Raw genomic sequence first — 17,235 nt, 5'->3', positions numbered from 1 at the left:
TGAGAAAAGGGTGGAATCGAATGATGAGGTTATGTACTTTATTTAAAAGCAAATGGAAAACAAAGAGGAAAATATTTTACTTCCTCTTTTACACTATTTGTTTTTCTCCTACAGCAACAGCACAAATCGTCCCCGATTCCACCCTACCAGTAAACAGCATAGTCACGCCCCAAGGTAACACTCTCCTTATCGAAGGTGGCACTCAAGCAGGAAACAATTTATTCCACAGTTTTCAACAATTTTCTGTTCCCGAAAACGGTACAGCTTACTTTAATAACCTCCAAGCAATCCAAAATATTTTCAGTCGTGTAACTGGTACTTCTATATCAAACATTGATGGCATAATTCAAGCTAACGGCAGCGCCAACTTATTTTTAATAAACCCCAACGGTATCATTTTTGGTCGTAACGCATCCCTAAACATTGGTGGCTCATTTATAGCTAGTACAGCTAATAGTTTCATTTTCCAAGACGGTAGTCAATTTAGCGCCATCAATCCTCAATCTCCACCAATATTAACAGTAAATGTTCCTATGGGCTTGCAATTAGGAGCAACTCCAGGGGAAATTGTAGTAAAGGGTGAAGGTCATAATTTAAGAATAGATGAAGAAACCCAATTAGTAACCAGAGATATTAGCTCATCTGGTTTGAAAGTAACAGCGGGGAATACCTTAGCATTAATTGGCGGTAACATTATTATAGATGGTGGTATTCTGACAGCAACAGATGGTAAAATAGAGATTTTATCAGCAGTAAATGGTCAGGCATCACTAATTAACAGTAACGGACAAATAGCAATTAGGCAAGAAGAAATTAGTCAGCAATATGTTGACATTCAACTATTAAATGCAGCTTCTGTAGCTGCGAGCGGCAATGGGGCTTCAATTCAAGTGCAAGGGCGGCAAATATCTTTACGCGATCGCTCAACAATCTTAACCATCAGCGAAGGAAACGAACAAGTAGGAAACTTAACTGTTTTTGCTACAGATGCTATAGAATTAACAGATATCGAACCCCAAGGTAATTTTCGCAGCGGTTTATTTGCTTTAGTGAATAAAGGAGCCAACGGAAACGGCAGCAATTTAACGGTACAAACCAATAATTTAATTGTAAATGGAGGAGAAATAAATGCTTCTACCTTGGGTGATGGAAATGCTGGGAACGTTTCTATTCGTGCTGGAGAATCGATTAAATTAACTGGTACTGAAAGCCAGGATAATTCTTTCAGCGGTTTGTTTGCCCAAGTCTACCCAGGTGCAACCGGAAAGGGGGGAGACTTAAATATTGAAACAAGACAGTTGGCGATCGAAAAAGGAGCGCAAATATCAACCACTACTGCTGGGGATGGACAAGGTGGAAACCTTACCGTTCGAGCTTCCGAGTCCGTAGAAGTGATGGGAACAACATCTGATGGAGTTTTTGCAAGTGGGTTGTTTTCCCAAGCACAAGGTACTAAAAATAGCGGTAATATAATAATTGAAACAGGGCGCTTAATCCTAGCCGATGGAGGAATAATATCAACTACTACTTCTGGAGTTGCCAATGCAGGAAATTTACAAATAAAAGCTTCTGAGTTAGTCGAAGTAAGGGGAATTAGTGGCATATTTAGTCAAACTGACTATACATTAACTGATAATGACGAAATTGTGCCAGCAACGGGAAATGCTGGTAATTTAACTATTGAAACCAAAAATTTTCTAGTGCAAGATGGAGGACAAATATCAACTGCGGCGTTATTAGGAAATGGTGGCAATCTGACCATTCGCGCTTCGGAATCTATCCAATTAATAGGAATATTACCTGGGGATTTTCCTACGCCCAGCGGTTTATTTACTCAGGTTGAACCAATACGAGGAGAAGATGGTACGGTTTTAATCCCAGCAACAGGAACGGGAGGAAGTTTAAATATTGAAACCAAACAATTAATAGTGCGAGATGGAGCGCAAGCATCAGCTGGTACTCGTAGCGATGGACAGGGAGGAACTTTAACCGTAAATGCTTCGGAATTTATCCAATTAATTGGAAATCAAGGAGGGTTTACCAGCGGTTTATTAGTTCGCAGTCGAGATGGTTCTGGTAATGCTGGAAACTTAGATATTAATACTCCAAATTTGATAATTAGTAATGGCGCTACGGCTACTGTAAGCAGCAGTCAAGCTTTAGCAACTGCGGCTGCTGGCAACCTGACAGTTAATGCTGATAATATTCAATTGGAAAATGGAATTATTACAGCTGAAACTAAATCAGGACAGTTTGGCAATGTTGAGTTAGTAGCTAAAAACATTATCTTGGGTAACAATAGCGAAATTACTACTTCCGCTACAGGTACTGCTACTGGAGGTAATATCAACATTGATACAGAAAATTTGGTTGCTTTTCCTGGCGGAAATAGCGATATTAAAGCTAATGCAGAAGAAAATTTTGGCGGTCGAGTAACGATTAATACCCAAGGAATTTTTGGTACTCAATACCGTAATGAACCAACCTTATTCAATGATATTACAGCTAGTTCTAGCCTGGGGCCTCAGTTTAGCGGTATTGTACAAATCAACACGCCAGATGTTGACCCCGCGAATGGAATTGCTCGTTTACCGCAAAATACTGCTCCTCCAGGCATTCCGCAAGGTTGTAGAGCAACTGGAGGGGGAAACAGATCTGGATTTTTTGTTACTGGTTTAGGTGGAGTACCGCCTAGCCCTAACGATGCCCTAAATAGGGGTGCTTTTTGGGATGATTTGCGACCTTTACAAGCGGTAAATCGTTCTATTTCTGCCCAAGTTCCGCAACAGAAAAAAGCTACTTCTATGCCAATGGTGGAAGCTTCTGGATGGCTAATTAATGATAAAGGTGAGGTGGTTTTAGTAGCCCGATCGCCTAATTCAACACCAGATATTTCTTGGCTAACAGCTAATAACTGCGGGACAACTTCTGGAAGCTAAAAAGGAACGTGTAGATAAATTATGATACTTTTTAATAAGCGCATTTTAAAGTTATTTATTTTGATGGGATTAGGCTTGATTTCAAGCCTTGCTATGCAATTTTTTCCAATGGCGATCGCTCAACCACCTGCTGTTCAAACTCCAATTACAAATAACTCCCAAATTCCCCCAGAAGATTGGCTGCAACAAGGTAGAGAAGCCTATCAGAATGGTCAGTATGCCAAAGCAGTAGAATATTGGCTAAATGCTGCTAATTTTTATCAAAAAGATAAATTAAACTTGGCTTTAGTTTGGAACTACTTATCCTTAGCTTATCAGCAATTAAATCGCTTCGATGAAGCGAAGAAAGCAATTTCTACCAGCCTTGATTTAGTAGCTGCAAATCAAAATACAGATACCACTGCACAAAGACAACAAATATTAGCGCGATCGCTCACCACTTCAGCGCGTTTGGAATTAGCAAACGGACAAGCAGAAAATGCCTTAGATAGCCTTAAAAAAGCCGAAGCTATTTATAAAGAAATTGGCGATATGCAAGGAGTTATAGGTAGTCAAATTAATCAAGCTCAAGCCTTGCAAGCATTAGGACGTTATCGACGAGCATTGCAGACATTAAACCAAGTAGAAGAAACCCTAAAAACGCCAGAAATTTTTAATACGCAATTAGATCCTTTAATTAAAGCTACTAAATTATACAGTTTAGGAAATACCCTGCAAGTGGTTGGCGATTTAGAACATTCTTGGTGTGTTTCCCAAGATAGTTTGGCGGTAATTGAACGGTTGGAAAATTCTCAACTTGTTGGTGATATTTATCTCAGTTTGGGCAATACAGCACGCGCTTTTGGTAAGAGAGTAGAAGATTTACAAGGGCCAAATAGCAAACAAAAACTGCCTTTAACGATACCGGAAAATTGCCAAAAGCCACCGCAAGAAGATACGGCTTTAGGTTTTTATCAACAGGCAGGAGAATGGTATAAAAAAGTAGCTGAAGCGGAATCATTTTCCGATTTAACACGATTACAAGCACAACTAAATTATTTAAATATTTTGGTAAGTGTATTGTCAACTGAGGCATGGAAAGATAGTTGGCAAAATTCTTTAGCGGAAGCCGATAAATTATGGCCAAATATTTATCAGGGAATTAACAATTTACCTCCTAGTCGTCAAGAAGTATATGCTCGAATTAACTTAGCTAAAAATTTAGGCTTGTTAAAAGTAAAATCAGGATTTAATCAGTCGTGGTCAGAAATTGAAAATTTATTGCAGCAAGCGATCGCACACGCTAGAAACTTAGAAGATCCCAAAGCCAAGACCTACTCTCTTGGTACTTATGGTTGGCTATACGAACAACAAAAAAACTATGGAGAAGCTCAGAAATTTACCGAACAAGCTTTAAGTTTAGCCAATGAAATTCAAGCACCAAATATTAAGTATCAGTGGGAGTGGCAGTTGGGGCGAATATATGCTGCGCGGGAAAATTTAAAGGATGCGATCGCTGCTTATGAAAAAGCACTTGAGACTATCAATGTGGTACGGAAAGGTTTGGTGGGTATCCCGTTAGACTTGACTGGAATCAACTCAGATATTCAATTTTATTTTCGGGATAATGTCGAACCTATTTATCGGGAAGCAGTTGACTTAGTGTTGCGATCGGAAAATCCCGATTTAGAAAAAGCCCGTCAGTTAGTTGACGATCTGCAAGTAGCAGAATTAGAAAACTATCTCCAATGTATATTTCCAAATCCAGAAGTACAACAGGTAAAAGTTGATACAGTCGATCCGCAGGCTGCGGTTATTTATACAATCATTTTAAATAACAGTTTAGAAGTAATTTTGAAATTACCGGGAAAAGACAACATTTACCACTACTCAACTAAAATACCAAAAATTCAATTAGAAACTACTTTAGCAGAACTACGAGGTCTATTAGCTTCCTCGACTCGTTCTGCCAAACTTCGATTTTTATCTCAACAGGTGTACGATTGGGTAATTCGAGAGGGAGAAGAAAAATATTTGGCTAATAGTAGCGTTAATACTTTAGTCTTCGTGCTAGATGGTGCTTTGCGAGATATTCCGATGTCAATTCTTGATGACGGTAAAAGATATTTGGTAGAAAAGTATGCTATAACTCTCAGCCCTAGTTTAAAATTGTTAGAACCAAAACCTTTGGAACGAAAAAAGTTAAATGTTTTACTAGCTGGCGTGAGTGAAGAACGAGTGATAGACAAGAGAACGTTTAAAGCAGTCGCTAATGCACCAGATGAATTAAATGCAATAACGTTTAAAGCACTCACTAACGTGCCAGATGAATTAAATGCAATTCAGTCAATAGTTTCTAGTAGAGGTAAACTGTTAAATGATGATTTCATCCAAAACAATCTTAAAAAAGAAATAGAATCAGTACCTTTTACTATAATCCACATTGCAACGCACGGCAATTTTAGCTCTAATCCAGATAATACCTACATTCTTCTCTGGAATGAACTTTTTAAGGTGAAAGATTTCGATCGCTTACTGCGAACTACAAACCAAAATCAGTTTAATAACATTGAATTACTTGTTCTCAGTGCTTGTGAGACAGCAACGGGAGACAAACGAGCTACTTTAGGATTAGCTGGAGTAGCAGTGCGTGCAGGTGCAGGCAGTACTCTCGCAACATTATGGAGTGTAAATGATACATCCACTACAGTATTTATGAGTGAGTTCTACCGACAGTTAACAACAGATCGTAAAGCGACTAAAGCAGAAGTTCTCCGTCGCACTCAAATCAAACTTTTAAATAGCGATGTTTATAATTTACCATATTACTGGGCACCTTTTGTTTTATTAGGAAATTGGTTGTAAAATAAAAATTAATATCATCTTCATTTGCATCGGTTCCCTAAAATATCACTTTCTTATCTCCGTTTATCTGTGTTAAAAATTTCAAGCTTTTCAAATCGGTGAGGTATACCAATCCCCAACTTCTGTAAAAAGTCGGGGAGCTGCACCTATTCGTTTGCTGTATTTTCATCGAACATTACCAGTTCCTTCTGAGGATGCTTCTAGAGTACAGCAAGGGACAATAGGTTTATTAGCAAAGCTTTCCCAGTTTGCACCTTTCAACAATTCAGCCCAAGCAACATCAAGATTATTATCTGCATTATTTTGACGAGGTTGTGCTAACAGCCTAACGGCATCGAACCAGATTCCATTGGCTGCATAAAATCTCACTTTTTCTCGTACCGTTTCTGAAACAAAAGTTTTAGGTTCCGTTAATTCCGTGCGAAAAATCCACCCACTTACCTCATCATTTATATCTCCCCGCTCGCAAGATAGAGGAACTTTTACATACCAATGATATCTCTTGTTTGGTTCTAGCTTTATTGTGGAAGGAATGTTAAGGCTGATAATTCCTGGCGTACCAATTAAAGTGAAAGTTCCTTCGTAGATGCTCTTATGATTTCTATCATTTGGATCTGTTTCATCCCACAATGTAAATACTCCTGCTTTCATTAATATGGGTGAATCTGGTACATAAAGCAAGATGGATGGAGAATCTGTAACAGTCCATCCCCAGACATAAGGCTTTCCTTGCTTCTGCGGTGAGAAAGGTACTAAAGCAGTAAGGTGTTCTCTTGTATTTATATTGGGACATTTCTGGCCATCACGAGTTCCTCCGCCTTGGGTGTCACCTGGTGCGCCTCTGTTATCTAAAGGCTCTCGGTTGTTGAACACTATTGGCAGCAAATTTGCTGGTTGTACTCTTGCTAATTTACTTGCAAAGCAAATCATTGCCAATGCGATCGCGCTAGTAAGTTTAATTTGCCAAAAGAACTTTGTAAATTTCATAATTTGCATTTCCGAGATTTATTAGGATTTCTGAGTTTTCAATGAATTGTAAATTACTACACTCCAGCTTGTAATAACTAAAACTAGAGCCGCTGGTATAAAAGGCACACAAATGCCTTGTGTTAACAAGCCAAAGCAACTTGCAAATAAAATGGCGATCGTAGTTACTTTAGCCAGCCTTCGATATAGAGATGACTGAAAATATAAAGCTAATATTCCTCCTACGATAGACCAAGTACCTATCCAAATAGCATCGCCCCAAAGCGGCCAAAAATGAAGTAATGGTCGTTTTCCCAAAGCTACATCAAGAAATTGACTTACCATTTGTGCGTGAATAACTACCCCTGGTAATTTTTGGTCGCGTCCACTGCCGTATGGAGTAGCAAAATAATCACCAGCGCTTACTGGTGCAGCACTGCCGATGAGGACAATACGATCTTTTATCCAATCTGGTTCAAACTGATTATTTAAAACCTGCGTCAATGTAATTTCTCTAGCAACATTTTGGGAGGAGCGGTAATTAAGTAATACCTGATGCCCTCGACTGTCTAAGTTATGATAAAAGCCCGTACCTTTTTCTAAAGGTTTAAAAATTATCTTACCTAATTTTAAATTTTTTCCAACTCGTTTTTCTTTGATTCCGTGTCTTTGCTCTAAATAACGTAGTGCTAATTCAGCATTAAAAGAAAAATTAGCTTTGCAATCAGAGCTAGAACTTGGGATTGAATAAAACAGATGACGGCGAATAACATTATCACTATCAACAGAGAAATCATTAAAGGTTACATTTTGTTCTGGGCTGCTAGGTGGGGGAGCCATACTGATTTGAGTTGCCGGATTATTAGCTGTCGGATCGCCAATTTTACAAATGGTAATTAGGCGTTTATTATTTCGTAGGTAATTTGCTAAATCCTTGTGACCTGGATCTACAGGCTTATCACGATAAATGTCTAAGCCGATAACTTGGGGGTGATGGCGATCTACAGTTTTTAATAACTGTAACATAACTAGATCGGTTATGGGATATTGCGACTGTTTTTTTATATCCTCTTCAGTTATTTTTATGATGGTAATACGTGGGTCTAACCCTTCATCTTGCCTGAGCCGAATTTGATAGTCATAAGCAAATTGTTCTAATCGCTCCAGATATCCGCTCGCTCTGACTCCCATGACTAAACTGGTAGCGATCGCGCTTATTGCCAACAACCTTTTAATATTATACCAACTAAACAAATTCTCCTTACCGCGCAATTTATTCCAAGTTGGCGGTACTTCAGCGGGATTTTGACAAATCACTGGTAACCAACTAGCACAAGGGTATTTATCCTCTAAATCCTGCAATCTTTCCCGCGCTTCTTTCACCGATAAATATAATGATTTTCCACTAGCAAAAACCTTTAAAAAAACTTTCAGAAATTCTTGGGCTACCAAATCTGGTACTGGTTCTCGCATCACGATAATTTGCGGAATATACCAATTTTCCAACTTGCTAGCGATACCTAACCCATCGCAAGAGTTGAAAATTGCTAATTTTAAACCTTGGGCGATTGCGCGGCGCAAAGCATTTTCCAAGTTCTCAATTCTCAAGTTCCTATTTTCATCTAAACTAACTATTCCTATCTCGCCATAACTATGTCCGGCAAAAAAGAAAATATCCCACGCTTTCTCCCAGAGTTGGTTATCAATATCATTTCTTGATGGTTCAACCAGAAATTCTGTTTTAGCATCCTGGAAATTTTGCAATAATTCTCTGTCTTTTTGAATATCAATGCCTTTACTACTTCCTAATAATGCTAAAATCCTGACTTTTTCAGTTTGATTATTGAAGCTATTTTTCACTGGCTTAAACTCAGGAGCGCTCAAAGCTATTTCGGCTTGCGGATAAGCTTTAATAAAATTCCAAAAATTCCAAGGAAAGCGTCGCAAATAAATATCTTCAGTTTCAATTAAAACCCGAATCTCTTCGGAACCAACTAGATGAATACTTAATTGCTCCCGAATGTTGAGAAAAGATTCAGATCGAAGCCAAGTATTGAAGCGAGTTAAGAAGCGATCGCATAATTCCCGAAATTCTAATTCGGAAAAATTAACCACTTCTGCCTCATCATCATTGAAACTTATCCGCAAACTCCCGCTTAACATATCATAGTAAGCTTTATAGAGTAATTGCCAACGTTTGTACAGTTCAACTAAATCTGGTTCAGGTGGTAAACTGCCCAGAATTTGCATTTGTTGGGGATTAGTTTCAGAACCCAATAAAGCAGTAACAGCAGGGAAACCAGACTGTAAGTTTCCCCACCCCAATTTCAAAGTAACTAACTGGCTCATGTTCTTTTCTTTTTAAACGTTCAGATGATAAAATTTTCTACCATACTGACACCCTCCAGCGCTACTTGAATGCTAAATTTTTCTCCCACTCGACCCGTGAAATGTGGCAGTTGAATGAAATTATCCATACTGCGCGATCGCACTTCTCGCAGTATTTCCCCAGCGTCAGAAAGCACAGCTAATTGCACATTCGGCGGCAAATGGTTCTCCGCGTTAGCTGGATGTAGTTGCACGCGAATACCCACCATGCGATCGCCAGTGCGTGCCAAAGCTACCAAAAGAGCTACCTTTCGATCCTCTAGCTGTATTCCCAAATCGATTAATTTAATGCCTTTAACGCCAGCTTCAGACAAATCTCTAATCCCAGAAATTTGCCTAAAACTAGGCGCTAATTGCAACGTTTCCGAACCTAAAAACCCTTGCCAAGACTGCCAATCAATCTGAAAAATATTCTCAAACCATTGGCTTAAATTAACCTCCGATTTACCAGATAGCTGTTCAAAGTGTTCCAATAAGTCATCTATGGACTGTAATTTGTTGATGAATAACTCGCCATTTTCTACTGCTTTGGAAAAGCCTAACAAAATAGCTTCTTGTTGCTGAAGATCGATTTGGACTACGACATAACCAATACTTTCTTCCCAAAATTCCGGGGGAATCTGGCACTTCGTTTCACCCGGTTTAATGGGACGACATTCTAAGTTACCATATCCTGTAACTTCGAGGTCTGCTACATTTGCACTTAGGCGCATGATCGGATTCCAACTATTGCTAGCAGCTAAATCTGTGGGAATTTCCATCATTTCTAAGTAATCATTTACCGCACAGATGGCCAGAGTATTAAGATAAACTTGTTCTGATTTTTCTGGAGTAGGTTGTTGAGCAGCAAACTGCCGTGCTAGGTTTTTAGCTGTTTCAGCGATCGGCAATGGTATGGCTTTTTCTGCTAAATTTTGGGGATGGTAAATCATTGCTTTTTCCAGTTAGTACAGATAGCATCTTTATTATAGATATCCCTGCGATTCACCAAATTTTCGCAAGCGCGGCATACATTGACGCTTATAAAAATTTGCTAAAGTGGAAACTGATAAGTTAAATTCTTCTCCTAATCTTTCCCAAGGTGTTTCTGGAGGAAGACGACGGCGAATTAAAACTTGGCAAGTCACGTCAGGACGACCTTTAATATGTAATGAGCTTAATTCGCCATCTAGGTCAGATTCTACCCATTCGATCGTGTTTTCTAGAATTCTTAATGGATTATCTGAAGCAGCAGGTATATTTTCTATTAGATCTATCGTTTGTCCCTCTTCATTAATCCGTTGGGGAACCGCGTTGAGGTTTTCATTTCTCTCGGCAATCCGATAATCTTGTAATCGGTGCTTCAAATATTTATCCAACCAAGTAATTACGCTACTTTTATTAGGATCGTATCGCTCGCCAGTATTCGCTTCACAAATATTCCGACAAAAATATAGCCAGGTTTGTTGTAGTGCATCGTTGTAATAAGGTACGTTATCTTTCCAAATTTTGCCCGATTTCATCACTAATCTAACGATTTCGTTGAGTGTTTGCCGACGCTGTAAGCTGCCAGATGGGTAAGAGCAAGCTTTGGCAACAAGCTGAGATAGCTTTTGATTTAAGTCGTCCATAGGGTGATCTCTCGATTGGAATCACAAGCAGCGACAAGCTTTGCTAGCGCTACCCGGTTATGGGTGCGTCGCTAGGCGATCTGGTAACACTTCATACAGCTTGGTTTTTCAGGTAGTGTATAACCCGACATCTATTTATCAGCACTATATAGTAAGTTTTCGCAGATTTAAAATTATTTTTTGTAAACTTATGTAACAATTAAAAAGCTGCGAAAATTTGCAATTTTTGCTTGATACCTGAGTAAAGCTTCGTTAACTTTTAATTGGGGTCAGTAAAAATGAATATGAACCAATCCTACTTTCCCTGCTCAGATTTTTCCAAGAGATTCGTTTCAAGCCAACCCATGATATCTATAAAATTATCTCCTCCGCCCATATCAGGTTTCGAGATGAATATTGATTTAATGGCTCGCCAAATGCAAGGCTGCAAATTGCGATTAACAGAGGCTTCTCAATTTACACAACCTCTGGCAATGGATAGCTTTACTGAAAATAAAACCTTGGATAGGTTTTATTCACAACTAAAACGAGCGTTCGATCGCCTGCATCAAGGAATATATCATCTAATTCAATCTAACGAACAAATTCCTTTTGTCCTGAATAAATTAGACTCTATATTATTACCTAAATTCCTGGAAACCCTGAGCGGATTATCAAGCTGTCCCCTAACGATCGAACTTCAGTTAGCTCGTTGGCGAGAAGCATTTGCCAGCCAAACTGTTGAAGAAAAGGTTCAAAATTTCTTAAAAACATTGTTTGACCGAGAGGTGGCGATCGCTCTCTTGCAAGAAAACCCTTTTTTTGCCGATCAATTCATCATCCATATAAATAATTGGGTTAATTTTAGCCTGCAATTTCTTCAGCGTCTTTGCGCTGATTGGGATGATATCTGTATTAGTTTCAGTTCAGAGGCAGACCCAGGTTTACTAATTGAATTGCGAACCCCTACAGAGTTTAAATATCAAGGTAGTAGTTCTGTAATGATAGCTAAATTCAGCAATGATTTGCAGCTAATTTATCAACCCAGTTTGTTGAGTGCGGAATTTCTAACCTGGTTAACTCAAAAAGGTAATCAACCCCCTTGCTATATTGAGCGTTGTAATTACAGTTGGGTAGAATTTATCAAATTAGCTAAGTAAGTAGCCATTATGAACTGCTTACACTAAGACTGATAAAAATCTCTTTTTAAATCAGGTGCAGCTAAATAAAATAGAAATAGTGACGACTTACGCTAAATCATTATTTTTGCGTAAGTCCTTACTATAGCTATAATTTACACCAATAGCGGTTGTTTGAATACTGGCATACCATCAGGCGATCGCACTATTTTACCGTCCTTATTCCGTTCCACTTCGCAGAAAACGCAATTTCCCTGTGCGTCGCGCTTGAGGCGAATTGCACCTGCTTGAACTTCGTAAGCTGGGGGACAAAACTGGGGAATTCCTTCGTGTTCGACAATCTCACCGTTTTCATCGCGCAACACGGGACAGACGACTAACTCACCTGCTGCATTAAACACCCAGTCGTTTTTCTGCGGGTCGCGCACTGGGGTGGGGTAAATTGGTAAGCGATCGCTATTTAGCAACAATCCATTTTCATTTTGTAAAGGAATTAGAAAAACAGGTTCGCCGTGCGGATTGCGGACGAGTTCGTTAGTGCTGGGGTCGCGCAGTGCGATCGCATTTGGCGTAATTGGTTTAACTTCCGGTAATTCCGGGTGTGGCGGATGCAAACTCGGTAATTCGGTATTAGTAGGAATTTGATAGTGGCGAGTGAATTGCACCGCAGCTTTTTTGAATCCCGTGCGTTGCAATAATGCTTGCATCCCCGTTTGATCTTCTGCAATTAGCAAATCGATATCGGTAACTTTCATTTCTTCCGCGTGTTGAATGGCGGCATTTGCTAATAGTTTGATTGCTTCGCTTTGGCGGTGTTCCGGTTGCACGTACATTGCCAAAACCGAACCAACGCGACGGGGTTGGAAGGGATTTTCAACGTGGTGGTGTTGAACGAGATAATCAGGAAGACTGGCGGGTGGTGCTTCATCGTAAAAGTAGATGAATAAGCAACCGACGATCGTGTTACTGTGTTCGAGTACCCAGCAGAAAGAAAGGGGTTTTTCTAGTTGGTGAGTAACGTATTGTTCAAAGTCATAATTGGGTTTAATTGTCATTGATGGATCGATGGATTCTCTTTCTTGTGCGAACGCGGACATTAAAGGTGCGATCGCTTTCGCGTCTGTTGGAGTAGCGAGGCGATGGGTGTATGGCATAGTTTGGAATTTCGAGAGAATATTAGCCATAAAATTTGCTCCTTGTTTTAATGATGGGGAAAGGTTGGGCCATCGATTTTCGATTTTCGATTAATTTATTTCTGCTAGGCGATCGAGTGAGTGAGAAATTAGATTTTCCTGGCGAGTTACAGGATCGCGGCGATCGCTCATCACTTCACAGCACAGCTTTGTTGTCACTATTGGCTCGATTTGAGCTTGTCAACTAAGTTATCTCACTTAAATGCTTAAGTCAAGTGATAAGTCGAAATAGATGTGAAGTGCCTCAAAAACTTAGTAGTAACGGCAAAGAGGCAATTTAACCGCTACTCACTAGGGTTACAAAATGTAAAATCCGATCGACTGGCGGGAAGTGAGGGAAAGGAGAGCGATCGAGCATCTCTTGGAAAGCTGGTGGGTGGGGCGCGATCGCTTCCTAGTTGCTTAGATGTAGATGAAGTTTTGAGAGGTTAAGCTTCCGGGTGAGACATCTTGGAGAACGCCGATTAAATCTCTTTCGCCATTGGACAGCCTGTAAATCCCTGCATCTACAGCGCTTGAGCCAGCTTTGCTGACAGGTTCCAACGAGTATTGAGTCTTAGTTCCCCGCAGGCGAATGCGATCGTCAATAACTGAGAAATCAGTAATCAAAGCAAATCCATTCCCTATTCCAGTAGGCAAGTTACTGAGAACGAAAATATCGCGTCCCGTTCCTCCTGTTAAGCTATCAAATTCTGAGGAACCAACCAATCCTCCATCAATTAAATCGTTACCATCTCCACCATTTATGCTGTCATTCCCTGCACCACCGTAGAGGGAATCAGTACCTTCATTGCCTGTTAAAATATCGTTACCATCTTGTCCAAGTAATCTATCGTTACCTATTCCTCCTGAAAGGTAATCGCTACCAAGACCGCCATCTAATTGATCGTCGCCGCTTTCTCCATATAAGGAGTCGTTACCGTCATCTCCAAACAAGCGATCGTTTTCCGATCCACCAAACAGTAAATCGCTACCAGCGCCACCTCTTAAAGTATCAGCACCAAATTCTCCATAGAGGATGTCGTTACCAGTATTACCTAAGAGCGAATCATTGCCAGCACGACCGTAAATCATTACGTCAGTAGTGCCTTTCCAAATTCGGGTGTCGTTACCGAGAGTTCCAAAAAGTGTATCCATGTCAGTTATTCCTTGATGTTTAGAATGATTGTTGGAAAAATTGATTTGAGGGGAGTTGGAGGAAGTGCGATCGGATTTTGGGGAGGCGATCGTACTCTTGACTTCCTGTCCATTTGGGCTTGCATAATCTACCCATTCTTCAAGTTGTAAAAATTGCTGAAATTAACACAAATGTCTTTTTGGTGATTACTCTCTTAAATAATTTCTGTTTGCGTTTAAGTTTGGAAAGGATACCGAAAGTAGCAAGTGTTAGCAAACTTAATGTAGAAGCAGGTTCTGGAATTGATGTTGATGGAGATTCGGTTTTTTGCAGCACTTCTACCCTGAAACTGTATTGACTCTCCCACCAACGGTGCTCTGCCAGCCCAAAATCAACTTCCAGGTTGAGGGGAAAGGCGATCGCATCTCGCAAATCAACTAACGGATTGATGTTGGCGATCGTAAATTCCTGAACACCACCATCAAGTAATTCATTAAAGCTTATGTTTGTATTGTGAGAACTAACTTGACCAATCAAAGAATCTCCAACTGATACGCTAAAAAAACTTTCTTTTTCTGGCTCGCTTTGCTTTTTATAAAGGCTAACCCCAGTTAAAATGGCATCTGAGGTTATTGCATAACGCAAGCTTTCAACTTTAGACCAGTCATATTGAAAAACATTAGATACATTTTGAAAATCCCACCAAAAGGGATTATCACGTAAAAGCCTAGAATTATTTTCCATGTGATAAGTCAATTTATTTGGCTCGTTATCAACAGTCCACCAATAATGTCCTGCTAGTAGACCATAATTATAATTTGTGTGGTAAACCCATCTTTCTTGTCTATTTTCTACTGTGACAATCCAACCATTAATTATATTCTTGGTACAACCACTTCTATTCCTTAACTCCATACAACCATTAAACCAAGTATGCGATTGAGCATCTACAATTTGCAAAGAGGAAGTTGGCAAACCGGATAAGCCAGAGGTTTGTTGCAAGAGGTTATTTACAAGGAATTCGGGTAAGGTTGTGGTTGTTAAATTTGAAGTAGGACTGTCAGGGGTAAGGGATGCTGCACAGACAGTGGTAGAGAAAGAAATTGTTGTGGTTATAGCAGCGATCGCAGCAGCAGTTGATCGCCTAATTAGCTGTTTGAAAAGAGTAGTCATCGGAATGATTCCATTTAAACTATTCGGTAAATAGCAAAAAAATGAAGAGTAGTAAGAGGTCGATCGTTCTCGGAAGTAATTGCAGTGAAAAAAGGATTATAGGAATGCGATCGCTAAACTTAAGTCATTCCTATATAAGGATTGTTTTTGGCAAGACCTTCTATTTTGAAAGATACATTATTGTCAATTACTTCTTCAAAAATAATAAATAGATGTCGCTTTTTTGCATTCGGTATTTCACCATCAGTTAAAGTAATGTTGCTGGTAGCTTCGGTGAAGGTTATGCCAGAAAGAGTTATAGATGCAGCTTCAGCAGCAGAATTTATTGCGATAGGGGTGGTTATGGTGATCGCTGTTACGATCGACCTAGAAATGGCTTGTTTCATAGATGTGAAAAAAGTTGCATTTGTGAAGTGATTTGAAGAGTTGATAGATACTATGCAGTTCTAATTTTTAAAGGGCGATCGCACTTCCCCTTCAGAAACCCAGTTTCTCCAAAAAAGCGTGTTTCTAAGTTAATTCAAAAAGTTTTTCGAGGAAGTGAAATGGGAGTTAATTTCATCGATCGCCTGCATTTCAAAAATGGTTAATTGTGGCCGATAGATGAAGTAAAACTTTTCGTGCGTGTGGATGTAGTCCAACTGAAAAATACAGACGGGTTCTGTTTGGTGAAATGCTTTGAGTTGAAATCTCCTTACATCCAAACCATCTTCTCGCTCAAGTTCTTCCGATTGGGAATAATCTCCTGGGAAAACGGTATCAAAGTAAATTCCTAATTTGCCAATTTCGACGAGGAAATATTTGCCGGATAATTGACCTGCATACCAATGAGCAGGGTGAGGAATAAGGTGAAGGGCTGGAGGAAGTGCGAGCGAGATTTTTTCAATTAGTTCTAACCGAATTCAAACGTTTTTGATTTTTGCGTTTTAATAGCATCTTACTAAAAGTACCAAATGCTAATAAACCAAAACCAGTAGAAGGCTCAGGAACCTTGGTAGTGTTCTGCTGCGATGCTTCTTCTGCCTTAACAGCTACAAACGCATTCGTAAAAGATATGGCCGAATTACCGCCGGCTCGGAGCAAATTTAAGTTCCAGGCAGCGCCGCCAATGGTTGAATTTCCTGTTGCCCATGCTAAGTCGATATAGTCGGTTTTTGTAGTTCTAAATCCCGTTGTTGCTGCACCTCCGGTACTCTTTGTAAACCCACCCAATCCATCGGCTAAAAAGGCATTTCCATGAGAATTAACACCGATTGCATTCTTGCCATTTCCATCTCGGAAGCCGAAATTAACAACAGCATTTAGCAAAGCATTTTTAGATTGTAACGCACTCAAGATACTGTTGAAATCAAAATCTTTAGAACCTAGTCTTGTGTAGTCTCGATCTTCATCTGTAATCAAAACTACGTTAAGGGCTGCATCCTCTCGCAATAAGTAATTTTTTAGAGCGTAATCAATCGCTTGATAACCATCTTCATAACCTCCAGATGATTTGAGTTGATTGGTTGAATTTGCGAACATACTCGCAGTTCCAAATTGCTGAATTCCCGGTGTCAGTAAATCCATATCAAGTCCTCTTGCAAAAGGCGCACCCGGATAAAAGCCTCCACCAAAGCCGATCAAACCATAGCGGTTAGAGTGCAACCCTTTAACTTCTAGCGCTGTATCAAGACTGCCAATCATGCCTCCTAACCAAGTGTGTTCACCAGACATGGAACCCGATTCATCTACTATAAATAGAAAGTCGGCAGACTCAGCGGCTTGTGCTGAATTAATCAGACTACTAAAGACGACAGCTATACTGCTGGTGAGGGCAATTAAATAATTGCCAAATTTTTGAGAGTTTAAAATCCCAAATTGGTTAAAATTCATAGAATGTTAACTTCG

15 protein-coding genes are annotated in these 17,235 nt (G+C 39.7%); 6 read left to right on the top strand and 9 right to left on the bottom strand.

Translation table 11 applies throughout. From position 1 onward, the window contains the following. Positions 1-20 precede the first annotated feature (20 nt). Both ACE1CD_RS15005 and ACE1CD_RS15000 read left to right on the top strand, forming a co-directional pair. Positions 21-2,939 (top strand): filamentous hemagglutinin N-terminal domain-containing protein, encoded by a 2,919-nt coding sequence (locus ACE1CD_RS15005; RefSeq protein ID WP_374825143.1) that lies wholly within the window; start codon positions 21-23, stop codon positions 2,937-2,939. 93 nt (positions 2,940-3,032) lie between these two features. Then, positions 3,033-5,783: a CHAT domain-containing protein gene (locus ACE1CD_RS15000; protein ID WP_374825141.1), complete on the top strand. Its 2,751-nt coding sequence runs from the start codon at positions 3,033-3,035 to the stop codon at positions 5,781-5,783. A gap of 165 nt (positions 5,784-5,948) precedes the next feature. On the opposite strand, the gene ACE1CD_RS14995 is transcribed toward ACE1CD_RS15000, so the two are convergent. The 4 genes from ACE1CD_RS14995 to ACE1CD_RS14980 are packed head-to-tail and all read right to left on the bottom strand — an operon-like array spanning position 5,949 to position 10,747. Further along, positions 5,949-6,770 carry a DUF928 domain-containing protein gene (locus ACE1CD_RS14995; RefSeq protein ID WP_374825139.1) on the bottom strand — a complete coding sequence of 274 codons (822 nt, stop codon included), beginning with the start codon at positions 6,768-6,770 and terminating at the stop codon, positions 5,949-5,951. A gap of 21 nt (positions 6,771-6,791) precedes the next feature. Further along, the gene (locus ACE1CD_RS14990; RefSeq protein ID WP_374825137.1) at positions 6,792-9,098 is read right to left on the bottom strand and encodes a CHASE2 domain-containing protein; all 2,307 of its coding nucleotides are present in this window, start codon (positions 9,096-9,098) and stop codon (positions 6,792-6,794) included. Positions 9,099-9,118: 20 nt separating this feature from the next. Next, a complete protein-coding gene (locus tag ACE1CD_RS14985) occupies positions 9,119-10,069 on the bottom strand; it encodes a DUF1822 family protein (protein ID WP_374795545.1) in 951 nt (316 codons plus the stop codon). Positions 10,070-10,102: 33 nt separating this feature from the next. Then, positions 10,103-10,747 carry a sigma-70 family RNA polymerase sigma factor gene (locus tag ACE1CD_RS14980; protein WP_374795544.1) on the bottom strand — a complete coding sequence of 215 codons (645 nt, stop codon included), beginning with the start codon at positions 10,745-10,747 and terminating at the stop codon, positions 10,103-10,105. A gap of 389 nt (positions 10,748-11,136) precedes the next feature. Here ACE1CD_RS14980 and ACE1CD_RS14975 point away from each other — a divergent pair, with 389 nt between their 5' ends. Continuing rightward, entirely contained in the window at positions 11,137-11,886 is a 750-nt protein-coding gene (locus ACE1CD_RS14975; protein ID WP_374825135.1) for a DUF4135 domain-containing protein, read from the top strand. 134 nt (positions 11,887-12,020) lie between these two features. On the opposite strand, the gene ACE1CD_RS14970 is transcribed toward ACE1CD_RS14975, so the two are convergent. Further along, on the bottom strand, positions 12,021-13,049 hold the full coding sequence (locus ACE1CD_RS14970; protein ID WP_374825133.1) for a GNAT family N-acetyltransferase: 1,029 nt from the start codon (positions 13,047-13,049) through the stop codon (positions 12,021-12,023). Between the two features lie 243 nt (positions 13,050-13,292). Between ACE1CD_RS14970 and ACE1CD_RS14965 the strand changes: the two genes are divergently transcribed. Then, positions 13,293-13,490, top strand: coding sequence for a hypothetical protein (locus tag ACE1CD_RS14965; protein WP_374825131.1), 198 nt, complete (start codon positions 13,293-13,295; stop codon positions 13,488-13,490). Here ACE1CD_RS14965 and ACE1CD_RS14960 read toward each other — a convergent pair. Then, complete coding sequence (locus ACE1CD_RS14960) at positions 13,461-14,195, bottom strand: calcium-binding protein (protein WP_374825129.1); 735 nt, start codon at positions 14,193-14,195, stop codon at positions 13,461-13,463. The genes ACE1CD_RS14965 and ACE1CD_RS14960 overlap by 30 nt on opposite strands. A gap of 139 nt (positions 14,196-14,334) precedes the next feature. Beyond that, positions 14,335-15,177, bottom strand: coding sequence for a PEP-CTERM sorting domain-containing protein (locus ACE1CD_RS14955; RefSeq protein WP_374825127.1), 843 nt, complete (start codon positions 15,175-15,177; stop codon positions 14,335-14,337). Positions 15,178-15,208: 31 nt separating this feature from the next. On the opposite strand from ACE1CD_RS14955, the gene ACE1CD_RS14950 reads away from it, so the two are divergent. Beyond that, positions 15,209-15,382, top strand: coding sequence for a hypothetical protein (locus tag ACE1CD_RS14950; RefSeq protein ID WP_374825125.1), 174 nt, complete (start codon positions 15,209-15,211; stop codon positions 15,380-15,382). A 113-nt stretch (positions 15,383-15,495) separates the two neighbouring features. Next, positions 15,496-15,765 (top strand): hypothetical protein, encoded by a 270-nt coding sequence (locus tag ACE1CD_RS14945; RefSeq protein WP_374825123.1) that lies wholly within the window; start codon positions 15,496-15,498, stop codon positions 15,763-15,765. A 98-nt stretch (positions 15,766-15,863) separates the two neighbouring features. Here the strand turns inward: ACE1CD_RS14945 and ACE1CD_RS14940 are convergent, their stop codons facing one another. Together ACE1CD_RS14940 and ACE1CD_RS14935 are read right to left on the bottom strand one after the other, a co-directional pair. Next, positions 15,864-16,052, bottom strand: a complete 189-nt coding sequence (locus ACE1CD_RS14940; RefSeq protein ID WP_374825121.1) for a hypothetical protein — start codon at positions 16,050-16,052, stop codon at positions 15,864-15,866. 178 nt (positions 16,053-16,230) lie between these two features. Beyond that, positions 16,231-17,220: a hypothetical protein gene (locus tag ACE1CD_RS14935; RefSeq protein WP_374825119.1), complete on the bottom strand. Its 990-nt coding sequence runs from the start codon at positions 17,218-17,220 to the stop codon at positions 16,231-16,233. Positions 17,221-17,235 lie beyond the last annotated feature (15 nt).

The organism is Aerosakkonema sp. BLCC-F183, from assembly GCF_041929145.1.
Taxonomy (GTDB): Bacteria; Cyanobacteriota; Cyanobacteriia; order Cyanobacteriales; family Aerosakkonemataceae; genus Aerosakkonema.
This window is presented reverse-complemented; position numbering and strand designations above follow the sequence as displayed.

Bases quoted from the DNA above. Each gene is read 5' to 3' on its own strand.
- ACE1CD_RS14960 (WP_374825129.1), bottom strand. From the start codon at position 14,195: ATGGATACACTTTTTGGAACTCTCGGTAACGACACCCGAATTTGGAAA.
- ACE1CD_RS14995 (WP_374825139.1), bottom strand. From the start codon at position 6,770: ATGAAATTTACAAAGTTCTTTTGGCAAATTAAACTTACTAGCGCGATC.
- ACE1CD_RS14990 (WP_374825137.1), bottom strand. From the start codon at position 9,098: ATGAGCCAGTTAGTTACTTTGAAATTGGGGTGGGGAAACTTACAGTCT.
- ACE1CD_RS14935 (WP_374825119.1), bottom strand. From the start codon at position 17,220: ATGAATTTTAACCAATTTGGGATTTTAAACTCTCAAAAATTTGGCAAT.
- ACE1CD_RS15000 (WP_374825141.1), top strand. From the start codon at position 3,033: ATGCAATTTTTTCCAATGGCGATCGCTCAACCACCTGCTGTTCAAACT.
- ACE1CD_RS15005 (WP_374825143.1), top strand. From the start codon at position 21: ATGATGAGGTTATGTACTTTATTTAAAAGCAAATGGAAAACAAAGAGG.
- ACE1CD_RS14980 (WP_374795544.1), bottom strand. From the start codon at position 10,747: ATGGACGACTTAAATCAAAAGCTATCTCAGCTTGTTGCCAAAGCTTGC.
- ACE1CD_RS14970 (WP_374825133.1), bottom strand. From the start codon at position 13,049: ATGGCTAATATTCTCTCGAAATTCCAAACTATGCCATACACCCATCGC.
- ACE1CD_RS14985 (WP_374795545.1), bottom strand. From the start codon at position 10,069: ATGATTTACCATCCCCAAAATTTAGCAGAAAAAGCCATACCATTGCCG.
- ACE1CD_RS14975 (WP_374825135.1), top strand. From the start codon at position 11,137: ATGAATATTGATTTAATGGCTCGCCAAATGCAAGGCTGCAAATTGCGA.